The 17835-nt window shown below is 61.6% G+C and carries 14 protein-coding genes; 12 read left to right on the top strand and 2 right to left on the bottom strand.

All coding sequences use genetic code 11. From position 1 onward, the window contains the following. Positions 1-49 precede the first annotated feature (49 nt). The 12 genes from ACKJSM_RS06185 to ACKJSM_RS06240 all read left to right on the top strand — a co-directional run bounded on the left by ACKJSM_RS06185 (position 50) and on the right by ACKJSM_RS06240 (position 15045). Complete coding sequence (locus ACKJSM_RS06185) at positions 50-1549, top strand: NAD(P)H-hydrate dehydratase (RefSeq protein WP_410236951.1); 1500 nt, start codon at positions 50-52, stop codon at positions 1547-1549. After that, the gene (gene tsaE, locus ACKJSM_RS06190; RefSeq protein ID WP_007950729.1) at positions 1537-2007 is read left to right on the top strand and encodes a tRNA (adenosine(37)-N6)-threonylcarbamoyltransferase complex ATPase subunit type 1 TsaE; all 471 of its coding nucleotides are present in this window, start codon (positions 1537-1539) and stop codon (positions 2005-2007) included. Before ACKJSM_RS06185 ends, tsaE begins: the two co-directional genes overlap by 13 nt. 51 nt (positions 2008-2058) lie before the next feature. Beyond that, positions 2059-3444 (top strand): N-acetylmuramoyl-L-alanine amidase, encoded by a 1386-nt coding sequence (locus ACKJSM_RS06195; RefSeq protein ID WP_410237069.1) that lies wholly within the window; start codon positions 2059-2061, stop codon positions 3442-3444. Then, a complete protein-coding gene (mutL, locus tag ACKJSM_RS06200) occupies positions 3441-5348 on the top strand; it encodes a DNA mismatch repair endonuclease MutL (protein ID WP_085667723.1) in 1908 nt (635 codons plus the stop codon). Before ACKJSM_RS06195 ends, mutL begins: the two co-directional genes overlap by 4 nt. After that, entirely contained in the window at positions 5348-6319 is a 972-nt protein-coding gene (gene miaA / locus ACKJSM_RS06205; RefSeq protein WP_410236953.1) for a tRNA (adenosine(37)-N6)-dimethylallyltransferase MiaA, read from the top strand. The genes mutL and miaA overlap by 1 nt, the downstream gene beginning before the upstream one ends. A gap of 93 nt (positions 6320-6412) precedes the next feature. Beyond that, a complete protein-coding gene (gene hfq / locus ACKJSM_RS06210) occupies positions 6413-6673 on the top strand; it encodes an RNA chaperone Hfq (protein WP_007902656.1) in 261 nt (86 codons plus the stop codon). Positions 6674-6685: 12 nt separating this feature from the next. Further along, positions 6686-7987, top strand: coding sequence for a ribosome rescue GTPase HflX (gene hflX / locus ACKJSM_RS06215; RefSeq protein ID WP_236181917.1), 1302 nt, complete (start codon positions 6686-6688; stop codon positions 7985-7987). A gap of 96 nt (positions 7988-8083) precedes the next feature. Next, positions 8084-9256: an FtsH protease activity modulator HflK gene (gene hflK, locus ACKJSM_RS06220; protein ID WP_410236956.1), complete on the top strand. Its 1173-nt coding sequence runs from the start codon at positions 8084-8086 to the stop codon at positions 9254-9256. After that, a complete protein-coding gene (gene hflC, locus ACKJSM_RS06225; protein WP_410236957.1) occupies positions 9256-10125 on the top strand; it encodes a protease modulator HflC in 870 nt (289 codons plus the stop codon). Before hflK ends, hflC begins: the two co-directional genes overlap by 1 nt. 313 nt (positions 10126-10438) lie before the next feature. Beyond that, positions 10439-11626: an ATP phosphoribosyltransferase regulatory subunit gene (locus ACKJSM_RS06230; protein ID WP_011332186.1), complete on the top strand. Its 1188-nt coding sequence runs from the start codon at positions 10439-10441 to the stop codon at positions 11624-11626. Positions 11627-11680: 54 nt separating this feature from the next. Then, on the top strand, positions 11681-12970 hold the full coding sequence (locus tag ACKJSM_RS06235) for an adenylosuccinate synthase (protein WP_236181920.1): 1290 nt from the start codon (positions 11681-11683) through the stop codon (positions 12968-12970). A 140-nt stretch (positions 12971-13110) separates the two neighbouring features. Beyond that, complete coding sequence (locus ACKJSM_RS06240) at positions 13111-15045, top strand: methyl-accepting chemotaxis protein (RefSeq protein WP_236181921.1); 1935 nt, start codon at positions 13111-13113, stop codon at positions 15043-15045. A gap of 41 nt (positions 15046-15086) precedes the next feature. On the opposite strand, the gene ACKJSM_RS06245 is transcribed toward ACKJSM_RS06240, so the two are convergent. Beyond that, positions 15087-16652, bottom strand: coding sequence for an ABC transporter permease (locus ACKJSM_RS06245; RefSeq protein WP_236181922.1), 1566 nt, complete (start codon positions 16650-16652; stop codon positions 15087-15089). Continuing rightward, positions 16652-17662 carry an extracellular solute-binding protein gene (locus ACKJSM_RS06250; RefSeq protein ID WP_410236959.1) on the bottom strand — a complete coding sequence of 337 codons (1011 nt, stop codon included), beginning with the start codon at positions 17660-17662 and terminating at the stop codon, positions 16652-16654. Before ACKJSM_RS06250 ends, ACKJSM_RS06245 begins: the two co-directional genes overlap by 1 nt. Positions 17663-17835 lie beyond the last annotated feature (173 nt).

Below are 17835 nucleotides of genomic sequence, written 5' to 3' on the forward strand. Positions count from 1 at the left end.
CGGAGCTGAGGTGCGTATAATTCTGCCAGACATCGGAGCCCGAAGACGCATGCCGCACACTAAAGATCAATTACCCGACGCGCTGTACCGCGCCGCGCAGGTTCGGGCACTCGACGCACGGCTGATCGCCGCCGGCACGCCGGGATTCGAATTGATGCAGCGCGCCGCCCACGCCACCTGGCGCGCACTGGTGCGCCAATGGCCGTCCGCGAATGAATTGACGGTGCTGGCCGGACACGGCAACAACGCCGGCGATGGTTACCTGGTGGCAGCGCTGGCGCATCGGGCGGGATGGTCGGTACGAGTGTTGGCTGTCGGCGAGCCGCAGCGTTTGAAGGGGGATGCCGCCGTGGCGCACGCCGAGGCCGTTGCCGACGGCGTCTCGATTGCTCCATGGGATCTGTCCTGCGAGTTGCGCGGTATCGTCGTTGACGCCTTGCTCGGCACCGGCCTGAGTGGTGAGGTGCGTGAGCCCTATGCCGCTGCGATTGCGGCGATCAATGCCAGCGGACTGCCAGTGGTGGCGGTCGACATTCCGTCCGGGTTGTGCGCCGACACCGGCCATGCGCTGGGTGAAGCGGTGCACGCCGACCTCACTGTGACTTTCATCGGGCTGAAACTCGGGCTGTTCACGGGGGCGGCGGCGGATCACGTCGGCGAACTGCTGTTTAACGATCTGCAGGCTTCGGCCGAAACCTTCAGTGACATGCCTCTCGCTGCGCGTCGGCTTGACGTGACTAACCTTGCGCATCTGGCTGCCCGTGCGCCGGCTGCGCACAAGGGGCGTTTCGGCCATGTGCTGCTGATCGGTGGCGATCATGGCTTTGGCGGGGCGATCCTGTTGAGCACCGAAAGCGCGCTGCGCAGTGGCGCCGGGATGGTGTCGCTGGCGACTCGCCCGGAACATGTACCAGCGGCGTTGAGCAGGGTGCCGGAAGCCATGGCGCTGGGCACTTCTTCGGCCAATCAATTGATGGGGCTGCTGGAAAAGGTGTCGGTTTTGGTGGTCGGGCCGGGGCTAGGGCAGGCTGCTTGGGGGCGGGCACTGTTGTCGGCCGCCGCCAATGCATCGCTGCCGCAGGTGTGGGACGCGGATGCACTGAACCTGCTGGCCTCAGGTTTTGTCAGTTTGCCCAAGGATTGCGTGATCACGCCGCATCCGGGGGAGGCCGCGCGACTGCTGGGGGTCAGCACCGCCGAGGTGCAGGCCGACCGTCCCGCGGCGGCACTGGCGTTGAGCAAAAAATATACAGCGGTAGTGGTGCTCAAGGGCGCGGGCAGTTTGATTGCGCATCCCGATGGTCGTCTGGCGCTGTGTCATCAAGGCCATCCGGCCATGGCGACCGCCGGGCTCGGCGATGTACTGGCCGGACTGATCGGCGCGCTGCTGGCCCAGGGCATGGACGGTTTCGATGCCGCGTGTCTGGCGGTTTGGCTGCATGCCAACGCCGGTCTGCAACAAGGTAAATTCGGCCGTGGGCTGGCGGCCAGTGATCTGATCCCAGCCATTCGTCAGTTGTTGGAGGAGCATGCACCGTGTCTGAAGTAACCCTGTACCTGGCCGATGAACAGGCCATGAGCGACTTTGGCGCCCGCATCGCCCGTATCACCCAGGGTCATGGCCTGATCTTTCTCGAAGGCAACCTCGGAATGGGCAAAACCACGCTGTCGCGGGGCATCATTCGCGGTCTGGGTCACGTCGGGGCGGTGAAAAGTCCGACCTTCACGTTGGTCGAGCCCTACGAGATCGGAGACGTCCGGGCATTTCACTTCGACCTGTATCGTCTGGTCGATCCGGAGGAGCTGGAGTTTCTCGGGATCCGCGACTATTTCGAAGACGACGCCCTGTGCCTGATCGAATGGCCCGATAAAGGTGCAGGCTTTTTGCCAAAGCCTGACCTGACCATTACCATTAGCCCGCAAGACAGCGGACGTTCGCTGACCATTTTATCCCAGGGCTCGCGCGGCGAGGCCTGGTGTGCCGCTTTGGCATTGGAAACCAATTGAATGATGGGGTTAGGTATGCGCTTTCGCGCGTTGGTGGCTGCCGCTGGACTGATGTTGATGGCAGTAACCGTCAACGCTGTGGCCGAGACGAAGGTCAACAGCGTGCGCCTGTGGCGGGCGCCGGACAACACGCGACTGGTGTTCGACCTGACAGGTCCGGTGCAGCACAGCGTCTTTACGCTGACCGCGCCGGACCGTCTGGTGATCGATATCAACGGCGCCACCCTCGGCACGCCGCTGAATGTGCAGACCGCCAACACACCGATCACCGCCATTCGCTCGGCCCAGCGCACGCCGACCGACTTGCGGGTGGTCATCGATCTGAAGAAAGCCGTCACCCCGAAAAGTTTCTCGCTGGCGCCGAATGCGCAATATGGCAACCGTCTGGTTGTCGACCTGTTCGACAATCCGGCTGACGCCGCACCGCCGCCCACACCTGCCGCGACCCCGACGGTTGCGACTGTTCCTGCGGTGCCGGTCACCCCGGCCGAACCTGCGATCAAGTTGCCACCGGCTCCGGCCGGCAAGCGCGACATCATTGTGGTGATCGACGCCGGGCACGGTGGTGAAGACCCGGGTGCGTCGGGTTCTCGCGGCCAGCGCGAAAAAGACGTGGTACTGCAGATCGCCCGCGAGCTGCAGCGTCAGGTCAACGGCATGAAAGGCTTTCGCGCCGAACTGACCCGTACCGGCGACTATTTCATCCCGCTGCGCGGCCGTACCGAGATTGCCCGCAAGAAGGGCGCCGACCTGTTCGTCTCGATCCACGCCGACGCTGCGCCGTCTGCTGCGGCCTTCGGTGCTTCGGTGTTCGCCCTGTCCGATCGCGGCGCGACCTCGGAAACCGCCCGTTGGCTGGCCGACAGCGAAAACCGTTCCGACCTGATCGGCGGTGCCGGCAACGTCAGCCTTGACGACAAGGACCGGATGCTGGCCGGCGTTCTGCTCGACCTGTCGATGACCGCCTCGCTGACCTCCAGCCTCAACGTCGGCCAGAAAGTCCTGACCAACATCGGCCGAGTCACGCCGCTGCACAAGCAACGTGTGGAACAGGCCGGGTTCATGGTGCTGAAGTCGCCGGACATCCCGTCGATCCTGGTGGAAACCGGCTTCATCTCCAACGCCAACGAAGCGAACAAGCTTTCAGCGGCAAGCCACCAGCAGGCGCTGGCCCGCTCGATCAGCAGCGGCGTGCGCCAGTTCTTCCAGCAGAATCCGCCACCGGGCAGTTACATCGCCTGGTTGCGCGATTCGGGCAAGATCGCTCAAGGGCCACGTGATCACCGGGTGGGCCCGGGTGAGACGGTGGCGATGATTGCCGTGCGGTATCAGATTTCGCCGGCCACGCTGCGCAGCGCCAACAATCTGAAAAGCGATGATCTGAAAGTCGGTCAGCACTTGACCATTCCCGGCACCGAACTGGCGTCCAAAGAATGAACCAGGTCCTGAACGCGGCCCGCATCGAACTGCTCAGCCCGCGGCTGGCGAACCAGATTGCCGCCGGTGAGGTGGTCGAACGCCCGGCTTCGGTGATCAAGGAGTTGCTGGAAAACAGCCTCGACTCCGGCGCCAAGCGCATCGACGTCGATGTCGAACAGGGGGGTGTCAAACTGCTGCGAGTGCGCGACGACGGCAGCGGCATTTCCGCCGATGACCTGCCGTTGGCCCTGGCCCGTCACGCCACCAGCAAGATCCGTAACCTGGAAGACCTCGAGCAGGTGATGAGTCTGGGCTTCCGGGGCGAGGCACTGGCGTCGATCAGCTCCGTGGCGCGTCTGACCCTGACCTCGCGCACCCGTGATGCCGATCAGGCCTGGCAGGTCGAAACCGAAGGCCGCGACATGGCGCCCCGCGTGCAGCCGGCGGCGCACCCGGTCGGCACGTCGGTGGAAGTCCGTGACCTGTTCTTCAACACCCCGGCCCGGCGCAAATTCCTCAAGACTGAAAAAACCGAATTCGATCACCTGCAGGAAGTGATCAAGCGTCTGGCGCTGGCGCGTTTCGACGTGGCCTTCCACTTGCGCCACAACGGCAAGACAATTCTCAGCCTGCACGAGGCCCACGACGATGCGGCCCGCGCACGGCGTGTGGCGGCGATCTGCGGTTCGGGTTTCCTCGAGCAGGCGTTGCCGATCGAAATCGAGCGCAATGGCCTGCACCTGTGGGGGTGGGTCGGTCTGCCGACCTTCAACCGCAGCCAGGCGGACTTGCAGTACTTTTTCGTCAATGGCCGTGCGGTACGCGACAAACTGGTCGCCCACGCGGTGCGTCAGGCTTATCGCGATGTACTGTTCAACGGCCGGCATCCGACGTTTGCGCTGTTTTTCGAGGTCGATCCGGCAGCGGTGGACGTCAACGTGCACCCGACCAAACACGAGGTGCGCTTCCGTGACGGGCGCATGGTGCATGATTTCCTCTATGGCACCTTGCACCGAGCCCTTGGCGATGTGCGCCCGGAAGACCAGCTCGCCGGTTCGGTCACTACCGCGATCGTTCGGCCAACCGGCCTCGAAGCCGGTGAGTTCGGACCGCAAGGCGAAATGCGCCTGGCGGCCAATGCGTTGCTGGAGCAGCCGCAAGCGCAACCGGCGTTCAATACCTCGTCCGGTGCCAGTGCTGGCGGCGCTTATCAATATCAATACACGCCGCGTCCGCAATCCGCCGTGCCGGCCGCCGAAGCTCAGGCGGCGTATCGCGAGTTTTTCGCGCCGCTGCCCGAGGCGAACGCCAATGCACTGCCGGCCGGTCAGGAAGACATTCCGCCGCTTGGTTACGCGCTGGCGCAGCTCAAGGGCATCTATATTCTGTCCGAGAACGCCCAGGGCCTGGTTTTGGTGGACATGCACGCCGCTCACGAGCGGATCATGTACGAGCGCCTGAAGATCGCCATGGCCAGCGAAGGCCTGAGCGGTCAGCCGCTGCTGGTGCCGGAGTCGCTGGCGGTCAGTCAGCGCGAGGCCGATTGCGCCGAAGAACATGCGGCGTGGTTCCAGCGCCTCGGTTTTGAACTGCAGCGTCTTGGCCCGGAAACCCTGGCCATCCGGCAGATTCCGGCCCTGCTCAAGCAGGCCGAAGCCAACCGACTGGTGGGCGATGTCCTGTCGGACTTGATGGAGTACGGCACCAGCGACCGGATCCAGGCGCACCTGAATGAATTGCTCGGTACCATGGCCTGCCACGGCGCGATCCGCGCCAACCGGCGCCTGGCTCTGCCGGAAATGAACGGCCTGCTGCGCGACATGGAAAACACCGAGCGCAGCGGTCAATGCAACCATGGCCGACCGACCTGGACCCAACTGGGCCTGGACGATCTGGACAAACTGTTCCTGCGCGGTCGTTGATGAGCCAGCTTCCTCCAGCGATTTTCCTGATGGGCCCGACCGCTGCGGGCAAGACCGACCTGGCCATCGAACTGACCAAAGTGCTGCCGTGCGAGCTGATCAGCGTTGATTCGGCGCTGGTTTATCGCGGCATGGACATCGGCACCGCCAAGCCTTCCAAAGAACAGCTGGCGGAATTCCCTCACCGACTGATCGATATTCTCGATCCGGCCGAAGCCTATTCGGCAGCGGATTTCCGCCGCGATGCGCTGGAAGCGATGGCCGAGATCACCGCACGTGGAAAAATTCCGCTGCTGGTGGGCGGTACAATGCTCTATTACAAGGCTTTGATCGAAGGTCTGGCGGACATGCCGGCGGCCGATCCCGAGGTTCGCGCGCAGATCGAAGAAGAGGCTGCACGCCTTGGCTGGCAAGCCCTGCACGATCAACTGGCAGCGATCGATCCGGAGTCGGCGGCACGCATCCATCCGAACGATCCGCAACGACTGAGTCGTGCCCTGGAAGTTTACCGGGTCAGCGGTCAGAGCATGACTAAACTGCGGCTGAAACAATCTGTACAAAGTACCGAAGCGGTCGCATCGGGACTGCAACAATTGCCCTATACTGTCGCGAACCTGGCGATTGCACCAACTAATCGCCAGGTACTGCACGAGCGCATTAAACAAAGATTCACAAATATGCTGGAACAGGGATTCATCGACGAGGTCGTAGCCCTGCGTAATAGAAGTGACCTGCATGCCGGGTTGCCGTCTATACGTGCGGTAGGCTACCGCCAGGTCTGGGACTTCCTGGATGGCAAGCTGACGTCGGCCGAGATGCAGGAACGGGGCATCATCGCCACGCGCCAATTGGCCAAACGCCAGTTCACCTGGCTGCGCAGCTGGAAAGATTTACACTGGCTCGACAGTCTGGATTGCGACAATCTGCCACGCGCCTTGAAATACCTTGGGACGATCTCCATATTGAGCTGAGTCCTTGCAATTGCCGTCTATCCTTGGGGGTGTGGCGGCAAAAGCCATCTGTTTACCTATTTTTTATATTGAATCCTTAAAGGAGTGCGGCACATGTCAAAAGGGCATTCGCTACAAGACCCTTACTTGAATACTTTACGTAAAGAGAAAGTGGGGGTTTCCATCTACCTGGTGAACGGGATCAAACTGCAAGGCACGATCGAGTCGTTCGACCAGTTCGTTATCCTGCTGAAGAACACCGTCAGCCAGATGGTTTACAAACACGCTATCTCTACAGTGGTGCCGGTTCGTCCAATTCGTCTGCCAAGCGCAACCGAATCCGAAGCAGGTGACGCTGAGCCAGGTAACGCCTGATAGGAGTCTCCTTTGTTCTTTGAGCGCCACGGTGGTGGTGAACGAGTCATCCTCGTTCACTTGGATGGACAGGACCCTGAGGCGCGCGAAGATCCGCAGGAGTTTCAGGAGCTGGCAAATTCGGCAGGCGCCGAGACCGTTGCGTTTTTTAACGTGCCGCGTCATCGGCCAACCGCCAAATACCTGATTGGCAGCGGCAAGGTCGAGGAACTGCGCGACCTGGTCCACGCCGAAGAAGCCGATCTGGTGATCTTCAATCACACCCTTACGCCTAGTCAGGAACGTAACCTCGAACGTGTTTTCGAGTGTCGCGTGATCGACCGTACCGGTCTGATTCTGGATATTTTTGCCCAGCGCGCCCGTACCCATGAGGGCAAGCTCCAGGTAGAACTGGCCCAGCTTGACCACATGAGCACCCGGCTGGTCCGCGGCTGGACTCACCTTGAACGTCAGGGTGGCGGTATCGGCATGCGCGGCCCGGGTGAAACCCAGCTCGAAACCGACCGGCGACTGCTGCGGGTACGCCTGCGCCAGATCAAGGGCCGGCTGGAAAAAGTGCGCAGCCAGCGCGAACAGTCGCGTCGCGGCCGCTCGCGTGCGGATATCCCTACCGTGTCTCTGGTGGGATACACCAACGCCGGTAAATCCACGCTGTTCAATAATGTGACGAAGTCCGAGGTGTACGCGGCTGACCAACTGTTCGCCACGCTTGACCCGACCCTGCGCCGTCTGGAACTGGACGATCTGGGGCCGATTGTCCTGGCTGACACCGTGGGTTTCATTCGTCATTTGCCGCACAAGCTGGTTGAGGCATTTCGGTCTACGCTCGAAGAGTCGAGCAACTCCGACCTGCTGTTGCACGTGATCGATGCGGCCGAACCGGATCGCATGTTGCAGATCGAGCAAGTGATGGTGGTGCTGGGCGAGATCGGTGCCCAGGACTTGCCGATCCTCGAGGTCTATAACAAACTCGATTTGCTTGAAGGCGTTGAGCCACAAATCCAGCGCGATGAAAACGGCAAGCCCCAGCGGGTCTGGTTGTCAGCCCGTGATGGCACTGGCCTGGAATTGCTTGAGCAAGCCATTGCCGAATTGCTGGGCAGTGATTTGTTTGTCGGTACCTTGCGTTTGCCTCAGCGGTTTGCGCGTCTGCGTGCACAGTTCTTCGAACTGGGCGCGGTACAGAAAGAAGAATACGACGAAGAAGGCGTCAGCTTGCTGGCCGTTCGATTGCCACGCTCGGAGCTCAATCGACTGGTCAGTCGTGAAGGCGTTGTGCCGACGGAGTTCATCGAGCAACACACTTTGCAATAAAAGCCTGACAAAGCGGTTGTGCCGCAACGGCAGGCATTCTGTAGCATTGGTCGGCGCGCCGTGGGTGCGTCTTTGCTTTATCAGATGGAGAGCGCTATGGCTTGGAATGAGCCGGGTGGCAACTCGAACAATCAGGATCCTTGGGGTGGCAAGCGTCGCAACAACGGCGACCGCAAGGGGCCGCCGGATCTCGACGAGGCCTTCCGAAAGCTGCAGGAAAGCCTGAACGGGTTGTTCGGTGGTGGAAAAAAACGCGGTGATGACGGTGGTGGCTCGGGCAAGGGCGGCGGCTTCGGCGGCCTGCTGGGCATCGGCCTGGTCGTGCTGGCGGCCGTCTGGCTGTACAGCGCGGTGTACGTCGTGGACGAGCAGGAGCAAGCCGTTGTGCTGCGCTTCGGCAAGTACCACGAGACTGTCGGTCCCGGCCTGAATATCTACTTCCCGCCGATCGACAAGAAGTTCATGGAGAACGTCACGCGTGAGCGTGCCTACACCAAGCAGGGCCAGATGCTGACCGAAGACGAAAACATCGTCGAAGTCCCACTCACCGTGCAGTACAAGATCAGCAACCTGCAGGACTTCGTGCTGAACGTCGACCAGCCGGAAATCAGCCTGCAGCATGCGACCGAAAGTGCGCTGCGCCATGTGGTGGGTTCCACCGCGATGGACCAGGTGCTGACCGAAGGTCGTGAACTGATGGCCAGCGAGATCAAGGAGCGTCTGCAACGTTTCCTTGATACCTATCGCACCGGTATCACCGTCACCCAGGTCAACGTACAGAGCGCAGCGGCACCGCGTGAAGTACAGGAAGCCTTCGATGATGTGATCCGCGCCCGTGAAGACGAGCAGCGTTCGCGCAACCAGGCTGAAACCTACGCCAACGGCGTGGTGCCGGAAGCCCGTGGTCAGGCCCAGCGGATCCTTGAAGATGCCAACGGCTACCGTGACGAAACGGTCTCGCGCGCCAAGGGTGAGGCGGATCGCTTCACCAAACTGGTCGCCGAGTATCGCAAGGCCCCTGAAGTGACCCGCGAGCGTCTGTACCTGGACACCATGCAGGAAGTCTTCAGCAATACCAGCAAGGTGCTCGTGACCGGCAACAAGAACGGCCAGAGCAACCTGCTGTACCTGCCGCTGGACAAGATGGTTGAAAGTGGTCGCAACACCAGTGCTCCGGTGAACAGTGCGGCAGCCTCCAGCAATGAAGCCAATGCACGTGCCGCAGCCGATCTGCAGCAACAGCAGGCGCGTACCAGGGAGAGTCGCTGATGAGCAATAAATCGCTGATCGCCCTTATTGTCGGCGTTGTCGTGGCGATCGCTGCCTGGAACTGCTTCTACATCGTCGCTCAGACCGAGCGCGCGGTGTTGCTGCAGTTCGGTCGCGTGGTTCAGGCTGACGTTCAGCCGGGTCTGCATGTGAAGGTTCCTTACGTCAACCAGGTGCGCAAGTTCGACGCCCGCCTGATGACGCTGGATGCGCCGACACAGCGTTTTTTGACGCTGGAAAAGAAAGCCGTGATGGTCGATGCCTACGCCAAGTGGCGGGTGAAGGATGCCGAGCGTTTCTACACCGCAACGTCCGGCCTCAAGCAGATCGCCGACGAGCGTCTGTCCCGTCGTCTGGAGTCGGGGCTGCGTGACCAGTTTGGTAAGCGCACTCTGCATGAAGTGGTGTCCGGTGAGCGTGATGCGCTGATGGCCGATATCACGGCGTCGCTGAACAAGATGGCGGAAAAGGAGCTGGGTATCGAAGTGGTCGATGTCCGGGTCAAGGCTATCGATCTGCCGAAAGAAGTGAACCGCAGCGTGTTCGAACGCATGAGTACCGAGCGTGAGCGTGAAGCTCGCGAGCATCGCGCCAAGGGTAACGAGCTGGCCGAAGGCATCCGTGCCGACGCCGATCGTCAACGCCGCGTGTTGCTGGCTGAAGCCTATCGTGAATCCGAAGAGATTCGTGGTGACGGCGACGCCCAGGCTGCTGCGATCTATTCCAAGGCCTACGGTCAGGATCAGGAGTTCTACGCGTTCTACCGTAGCCTGCGCGCCTACCGTGAAAGCTTCGCGAACAAATCCGACGTCATGGTCCTCGACCCAGGCAGCGACTTCTTCAAGTATCTGGAGAAGGCCAAGCCTTGATGCGACGTTGACCTGAATCATTCCGCCCGGCGGCTAAAACCTCGGGCGGGGTGATCCTTTGGGAAAACGTGTGTATGATGCGGCAGCCGGGAAATTCCCGGCTTTTTTGCGTCTGCACGTTTGATTGCTGTTTTTGTTGCAGAAGATCGGGTTGAATGGCCCGACAGTTTTTCGAGGAAAGTGATGGGCGAAGCCGGTAACAGGCCTTTCGCCGCGTCGTTCATGCGCGTGCGTTTTGAACGGGCCGGTCATTTTCTGCTTCACTCAAGGCTCGCCCTCGGGCTGGCCGCCCGGATCTAAGGGGAATGGCGTAATGGCAACGGTAGACCGCTGGCTGCTGCCAGATGGCATCGAAGAAGTACTGCCACCGGAAGCGGCGCGCATTGAAGTCGCGCGTCGTCAGGTGTTGGATCTGTTCCAGAGCTGGGGTTACGAGTTTGTCGTGACTCCCCATATCGAGTACCTGGAATCCCTGCTGACCGGCGCGGGCCAGGACCTGGATCTGCGTACCTTCAAGGTCATCGACCCGCAATCGGGCCGGCAGATGGGTTTTCGTGCCGACATCACGCCGCAAGTGGCGCGCATCGATGCGCACACCCTGCGTCGCGAAGGCCCGAGCCGTCTGTGCTACGCCGGCAGCGTGCTGCATGCCCAGCCGCGTGCCTTGTCGTCCTCGCGCAGCCCGATCCAGCTGGGCGCCGAGTTGTACGGCGATGCGAGCCCGAGCAGCGACGTCGAAGTCATCAGCCTGATGCTGGCCATGCTGCAACTGGCCGATGTGCCGGACGTGCACATGGACCTTGGGCATGTGGGCATTTACCGCGGTCTGGCCCAGGCGGCCGGTCTGTCGGGTGAAGTCGAGCAGCAGTTGTTCGATGCGTTGCAACGCAAGGCCATCGACGAGGTCATTACCTTGACCGAAGGCTTGCCGGCCGATCTGTCCGGCATGCTGCGTGCGCTGGTCGATCTGTGCGGCGGCCGTGAAGTATTGAGCGCTGCCCGAGAGCGTCTGGCCAATGCGCCGGCGCCGGTACTGGCGGCGCTGGAAGATTTGCTGGCGATCGCCGAGCGTCTGTCGGTGCGCTTCCCGGAGCTGCCGCTGTACTTCGACCTGGGCGAGCTGCGCGGTTATCACTACCACACCGGTGTGGTGTTCGCGGTATTCGTGCCGGGTGTTGGCCAGTCCATCGCCCAGGGCGGTCGCTACGACGACATCGGCGCCGACTTCGGTCGCGCCCGTCCGGCCACCGGCTTCTCCACCGATTTGAAAACCCTGGTGACCCTGGGGCGTGCTGAGATCGAGCTACCGTCTGGCGGTATCTGGATGCCTGACAGTACGGATGCGGCACTCTGGCAGCAGGTTTGCCAGTTGCGCAGTGAGGGTCAGCGTGTCGTTCAGGCGTTGCCTGGGCAACCTTTGGCCGCCGCCCGTGATGCGGACTGCGACCGGCAATTGATCCAGCAGAACGGGCTTTGGCAAGTATCGCCACTGGCTTCTTGAGTTTTCCTGCCGGCTGACGCCGGCACCAAGTTTGCGCGAATGAGGACAAGTGTTATGGGTAAGAATGTCGTAGTCCTGGGCACCCAATGGGGTGATGAGGGCAAAGGCAAGATCGTTGATCTGCTGACCGAACATGCTGCCGCCGTAGTGCGCTACCAGGGTGGCCACAACGCCGGTCACACTCTGGTGATCGACGGTGAAAAAACCGTCTTGCACCTGATCCCGTCGGGCGTGCTGCGCGAAGGCGTGCAGTGCCTGATCGGCAACGGCGTGGTGGTTGCACCTGACGCCCTGCTGCGCGAGATCACCAAGCTGGAAGAGAAAGGCGTACCGGTGCGCGAGCGTCTGCGTATCAGCCCTTCCTGCCCGCTGATCCTGTCCTTCCACGTGGCCCTGGATCAGGCCCGTGAAAAGGCTCGCGGCGAGCTGAAGATCGGTACGACCGGTCGCGGCATCGGCCCGGCTTACGAAGACAAGGTCGCTCGTCGCGGCCTGCGTGTTGGCGACCTGCTCAACATGCCACGCTTTGAAGACAAGCTGCGTGAACTGGTGGACTACCACAACTTCATGCTGGTCGGTTACTACAAAGAGCCTGCCATCGAGTACGAAAAGACTCTGGCCGAGTGCAAGGCATACGCCGAGCTGCTCAAGCCGCTGATGCTGGACGTGACTGCCGAGCTGCACGACCTGCGTCGCGCCGGCAAGGACATCATGTTCGAAGGCGCCCAGGGTTCGTTGCTCGACATCGACCACGGTACCTACCCGTACGTCACCAGCTCCAACACCACCGCGGGTGGCGTGGCGACTGGTTCGGGCGTTGGCCCGATGTTCCTCGACTACATCCTGGGCATCACCAAGGCCTACACCACTCGCGTCGGTTCGGGTCCTTTCCCGACGGAGTTGTTCGATGAAGTTGGTGCGCACCTGGCCAAGCAAGGTCACGAATTCGGCGCGACCACCGGCCGTGCCCGTCGTTGCGGCTGGTTCGACGCCGTTATCCTGCGTCGCGCCATCGATGTGAACAGCATCTCGGGCATCTGCCTGACCAAGCTGGATGTCCTCGACGGCCTGGAAACCATCAACATCTGCACCGGCTACAAGGATGCACAAGGCAACGCCGTTGCTCCGACCGACGCTGACAGCTACGTAGGCCTGCAGCCTGTGTACGAAGAAGTGCCGGGCTGGACCGAATCGACCGTGGGTGCCAAGACCCTGGAAGAGCTGCCGGCCAACGCTCGTGCCTACATCAAACGCATTGAAGAGTTGATCGGCGCGCCGATCGACATTATTTCGACGGGCCCGGATCGCAACGAAACCATCGTTCTGCGTCATCCGTTCGCTTGATAAGTCGTTGATGTAAAAACACAAAGGCCCCTTCATCGGGGCCTTTGTCGTTTATGCCTGTTGGACGGCATGACCTTTGCTGTGATTCTGTCTACAAGAGTGCCATCAAATTAATGGCGTCAGAAGTAGAGGGATTCAAAGTGTCAGCCGTTCTCTCACTGTTACAAAGCCGTTTGTTGCGGCCTGTGTTCGTTACCCTTGGTATCGCCCTTTTGGTGCAAGTGCTGGTGGCCGTCGCCCTGACGCGGAGCACCGTCACCGCGCTGGAAGCCGATCTCGGCACTCGTCTGGGCGCCGATAGCCAGAAATTGTCCGGTGAGCTGGAGCAGGCCGGGCGTGAAGTCACGTCGAGCCTCGACAATCTTTCCTCGAGTACCCGTCAGCGTCTTACCGCCGGTCTTTCTTCGCGTCTGAAGGAAGAACAGGCGCAACTGCGCGCGACTCTGGAAAAAGACCTGAAGGATTCGGCCAATGACATGGCCCAGTTGCTGGCTTCGGTGGCGCCTCGCGCCATGTGGGACAGCGACGTGCCGACCCTGTCCGAATTCGCCCGCCGGGCCCAGCGTAATCCCAATGTGCTGTTCGTGGTGTATGACGACGCCACCGGCCAGCATCTGACCCGCTACCTCAACCGCGAAAACCCGATCAACAAGGCCCTTCTGGAAAAAGGCCAGGGTGAGCGGGCGCTGGACAAGGTGCTGGATGCGGCAAAGAACGATCCGTCGGTCTACTACCTGGAAGCCTCGATCAACCCCAATGGCGTGGAAATCGGCAAGGTGCTGATGGGGGTCTCGACCGCCTCGGTCGAAACCGATCTGGCGGCGCTCGATCGGCGCTTCGCGGCGTTGATTGCCAGCAGCGATCAACTGGTCGGCGACAGCCTCAAGGGCGCCGCTGCCGACAGTGCCACCGCCATGCAGGCTCGCCTGCAATCGGCGCAGTCCACGGCTGCCGAGATGAAAGCCAACACCACCAGTACCGTACAGGACGCTGCAGCAACCCTGCGCTGGCGCATCGGCATGGGCCTGGCGCTGGTGGGGGCCGGCGTGCTGTTGCTGCTGGCGGTGGTGCTCGGTCATCGGGTGGTCAATCGCCTGAAAATGCTCAACGCCGCCATGGATGACCTGGCCGCAGGCGAGGGCGATCTGACCAAGCGCGTGCAGATCAACAGCAAGGACGAGATCGGCGACATGGCTTCGGCGGTCAACCGCTTTGTGGACAAGCTGCAGCCGATCGTGCGCGAGGCCGGGGATGTGGCTCAGCGCACCGGTGTGGAAATCGGCGCCATGACCCTGCGCAACGCCGGTGCCGATGCCGCGGCCGGGATGCAGCGCGATGAAGTGGCTGAAAGTCTGCGGGCACTGTCGCAAATGGCCGATGAGGCGCAGTCGGAGAGTCATGCGATGCAGGCGGCATTGAAGCAGGTAGTGGATATTCGTCAGGCCACCGACGAGAACACTCGCACCTCGGCGAAAGTCGGTAGCCTGATCGAGGCGCTGGCCGGGCAGGTCGACACCGGTGCCAAAGTCATCGAGCGGCTGGCGCAGCAGAGCGAGCAGATCGAAGTGGTGCTGACCGTGATTCACGGCATCGCCGAGCAGACCAACCTGCTGGCGCTCAATGCGGCCATTGAAGCGGCCCGAGCCGGCGAGACCGGTCGCGGGTTTGCAGTGGTGGCGGATGAAGTCCGCGCGCTGGCGAGCAAGACCCAAAGCTCCACCGGCGACATCCAGGCGCACATCGTGGCCTTGCAGCAGGGTGCCCGTGAAGCGGTGGAGGCGATCGGCCAGGCCGGGCGTCAGGCCAGCGAAGGTTTGCTGGTGCTGCGTGACAGCGCGCGACTGCAGCAATCGGTGCAGGCGTCGGTCGAGCAGGTGCATGCGGCGATTGGTCTGGCGACTCAGGCTGCAGCGCATCAGGCGCAGGGCGCCCAGGCGGTGCGTGGGCGGGTCGAAACGATTCATGCCCAGGCCGAGAAAGCTGCTCAGGCGGTGGTCGAAACCACGGCCAGCGGCAAGGTGCTGGATGGTCTGGCGGCGCAACTCAAGGCCAGTCTGGGGCAGTTCCGGGCCTGATATTGCGGGCAAAAAAAATCGCAGCCTCGGCTGCGATTTTTTTATCGGCTCAAATACATCCGGGTCGTCAACAGATACACCGGCAATCCAGATACCACAATCAACAACGCCGCATAAGGTGCCGCCGCTGCGAACTCGACATTCGCGGTGTGCGCCCAGACTTCGGTCGCCAACGTGTTGAGCCCGGTAGGGCTCAGCAGCAGCGTCGCCGTCAGTTCCTTCATGGCATCCAGAAACACCAGCGCAAACGCCGCGCCCAGTGCCGGAAAGATGATCGGCAGGGTCACTCGGCAGAACGCCGTGAACGAAGAGGCGCCGAGCGTGCGAGCGGCTTCTTCCAGTTGCGGCGCCGCCTTGTTCAGCGCCGTTCGGATCGGTGCCTGAGCCAGCGGCAAAAACAGCAGCGCATACGCAATCAGCAACAGCGCGGAGGTCTGGTACAGCGCCGGCACGTAATGCAGGGCGAAATACACCAGCGTCAACGCGATCACCAATCCCGGCAGGGCGTGCAGCAGATAGGGCAGGCGCTCGGCCCAGATCGCCAGCTGGCCTTTGTGGCGCACCACCAGCAATCCGACCGGCACCGCCAGCACCAGACACAATCCGGCACCACCGAGCGACAGCGCCAATGACGACAGCAAGGCTTCAGTGATCGCTGCAACCGGAAAGGCCGCTGACGATCCTACGGCGAGCCAGTAGGCCAGCATGCCCATCGGAATTCCACTGCCGACAATCGCCAGCATCAGGCAATACAACTGACCGGCGATGGACCAGGGGCCCAGCCGCACTTGTTCAGCCCGACGTGCCGCGCCCTGGCCGGTGCGTACGTGGCGGCCCTTGCCGCGCACCCGCAGCTCCAGCCACAACAGCATCAAGCACAGCGCCAGCAATACCGCCGACAGCATCGCCGCGTTGGCATTGCTGAATTCCAGTTCGAATTGCTGATAGATCGCGGTGGTGAAGGTTTGCAGGCCGATGATCGACAGTGCACCGAATTCCACCAGCATGTGCAGCGCAATCAGCAGCGAACCGGCCAGCAACGAAGGCCAGAGCAGCGGCAGGGTAACGCGGAAAAACACGCCCCAGCGATTCTGTCCCAGGGTGCGAGCGGACTCCTCAAGAGAAGGATCAAGATTGCGCAGCGTGGCGGCTACCGGCAGAAAGATCAGCGGGTATTTCGACAGGCTCATCACGAGGATCGCCCCGCCAAGGCCTTCAAACTGTGCGCTCAACGACACCCAAGTGAAGCTGCTGACAAACGCCGGCACCGCGAACGGCAGGCAAAGAATCACGCCCCACAGCCGTCGGCCCGGCAGGTTGCTGCGCTCCAGCAGCCACGCCAGCGACAGGCCGATTACGCCGCAAGTCACGGTCACGCCAACCATCAGCGCCAGCGTGTTGCGCAGCAGGCCGAACACATAGGGGCGCCACAGTAAATGCAACGCTTCGGTCCAGCCCGCCTGCCAGGCTTTGAGCCCGACGTAGGCCAGCGGCAACAGGCTCATGACCACCAGCAGCAATACCGGGAGCACCAGCCAGATCGACGGCCGCTTGCGCCGTGGGACGTAACCCCCGCGTATGGCGCGGGCGGATAACGATGCGCTCATCAGTTCAGGCCAACCTCGCGTTCCAGCTCCAGCGCCTCTTCAGCATTGCCCAAATCCGCTGGCGTGACGTCCGGTGCTTCCAGTTCACTGAACGGCTTGAGACCGCGATCCGATTCCATGCCTTTGTGCAGCGGGTATTCGGCGGTGGTCTGGGTGATCACACGCTGACCTTCTTCGCTGGCCATGTAGGCGAGGAATTGCTGGGCTTCTTTTGGATGTTTGCTGGACTTCAGCACGGCTGCGCTGGAGACAGTGATCAGACCGCCCACATCGCCGCCGGTGAAGTAATGCAGTTTCGAATCAAGCTTGCCTTTCTCCCGCTGCAGGGCGAACCAGTAATAGTTGTTCACCAGCACGGTGGCGACTTCGCCGTTTTCCACAGCCTTGAGGGCGACCATGTTGTTGCTGTAGGTCTTGCCGAAAGCGCGCAGGCCGGTCAGCCATTCTTCGGCGGCGTCGCGACCGTGCTTCTTGATGATGGCCACGGCCTGTTCCTGGAACGCGCCGCTGGTCGGGACGAAGCCGACCTTGCCTTGCCATTGTGGATTGGCGAAATCGAGCACCGATTTGGGCAGGTCCTTTTCGTCGATCAGTTTCGGATTGAAGGCCACCACACGAACCCGGGCGGTGACGCCGATCCAGGTGCCATTGCCGGCGACGTATTCCTTCGGCAAAACGGCCAGGGTCGCGTCGTCGGCCTTGGCCAGCAGGCCTTGTTCGCCGAGATTGTTCAGCGGCGGGGATTCTTCGGTGTAGATGACGTCGGCGGGGGAGCGGTTGCCTTCTTCGATGATCTGGCTGGCGAGCTGATTGCTGCTGCCCTTGCGCACATTGACGTGAATGCCGGTCTTGGCTTCGAAGGCTTTGGCGATGGCGTCGCCGACTTCCTTGTGTTGACCGTTATAGAGCGTCAGGGAAACCGTGTCGGCAGCCTGGGAGAGGGGAGTGGCGAGTGCCAGGCCGAGCAGGGTGAAGGTCAAGCCGCGGCGCAGGGTATTTCGAAACATCATTCGCAGGGTTCCTCACTGTCGCATTGCAAAAACTTGCAACAATGATAAACGATATTGTTTCTCAAGTGCGCCTTGCGGGGAGGGGATGGGTCTGATAGGCGTTGGGTTTTAGATTTTCCAAATCCCGGAAACGCAAAAACCCGCTTTCGCGGGTTTTTGTGAGATTCAAGATC

It is taken from the genome of Pseudomonas sp. PHC1 (assembly GCF_046487845.1).
GTDB classification, from domain to species: Bacteria; Pseudomonadota; Gammaproteobacteria; order Pseudomonadales; family Pseudomonadaceae; genus Aquipseudomonas; species Aquipseudomonas sputi.

What these genes read in the sequence shown, in the direction of transcription:
- miaA (WP_410236953.1), top strand. Translation starts at nt 5,348, where the DNA reads ATGAGCCAGCTTCCTCCAGCGATTTTCCTGATGGGCCCGACCGCTGCG.
- ACKJSM_RS06245 (WP_236181922.1), bottom strand. Translation starts at nt 16,652, where the DNA reads ATGAGCGCATCGTTATCCGCCCGCGCCATACGCGGGGGTTACGTCCCA.
- ACKJSM_RS06195 (WP_410237069.1), top strand. Translation starts at nt 2,059, where the DNA reads ATGTTGATGGCAGTAACCGTCAACGCTGTGGCCGAGACGAAGGTCAAC.
- ACKJSM_RS06250 (WP_410236959.1), bottom strand. Translation starts at nt 17,662, where the DNA reads ATGATGTTTCGAAATACCCTGCGCCGCGGCTTGACCTTCACCCTGCTC.
- ACKJSM_RS06230 (WP_011332186.1), top strand. Translation starts at nt 10,439, where the DNA reads ATGGCAACGGTAGACCGCTGGCTGCTGCCAGATGGCATCGAAGAAGTA.
- ACKJSM_RS06235 (WP_236181920.1), top strand. Translation starts at nt 11,681, where the DNA reads ATGGGTAAGAATGTCGTAGTCCTGGGCACCCAATGGGGTGATGAGGGC.
- hflC (WP_410236957.1), top strand. Translation starts at nt 9,256, where the DNA reads ATGAGCAATAAATCGCTGATCGCCCTTATTGTCGGCGTTGTCGTGGCG.
- ACKJSM_RS06185 (WP_410236951.1), top strand. Translation starts at nt 50, where the DNA reads ATGCCGCACACTAAAGATCAATTACCCGACGCGCTGTACCGCGCCGCG.
- mutL (WP_085667723.1), top strand. Translation starts at nt 3,441, where the DNA reads ATGAACCAGGTCCTGAACGCGGCCCGCATCGAACTGCTCAGCCCGCGG.
- hflK (WP_410236956.1), top strand. Translation starts at nt 8,084, where the DNA reads ATGGCTTGGAATGAGCCGGGTGGCAACTCGAACAATCAGGATCCTTGG.
- hfq (WP_007902656.1), top strand. Translation starts at nt 6,413, where the DNA reads ATGTCAAAAGGGCATTCGCTACAAGACCCTTACTTGAATACTTTACGT.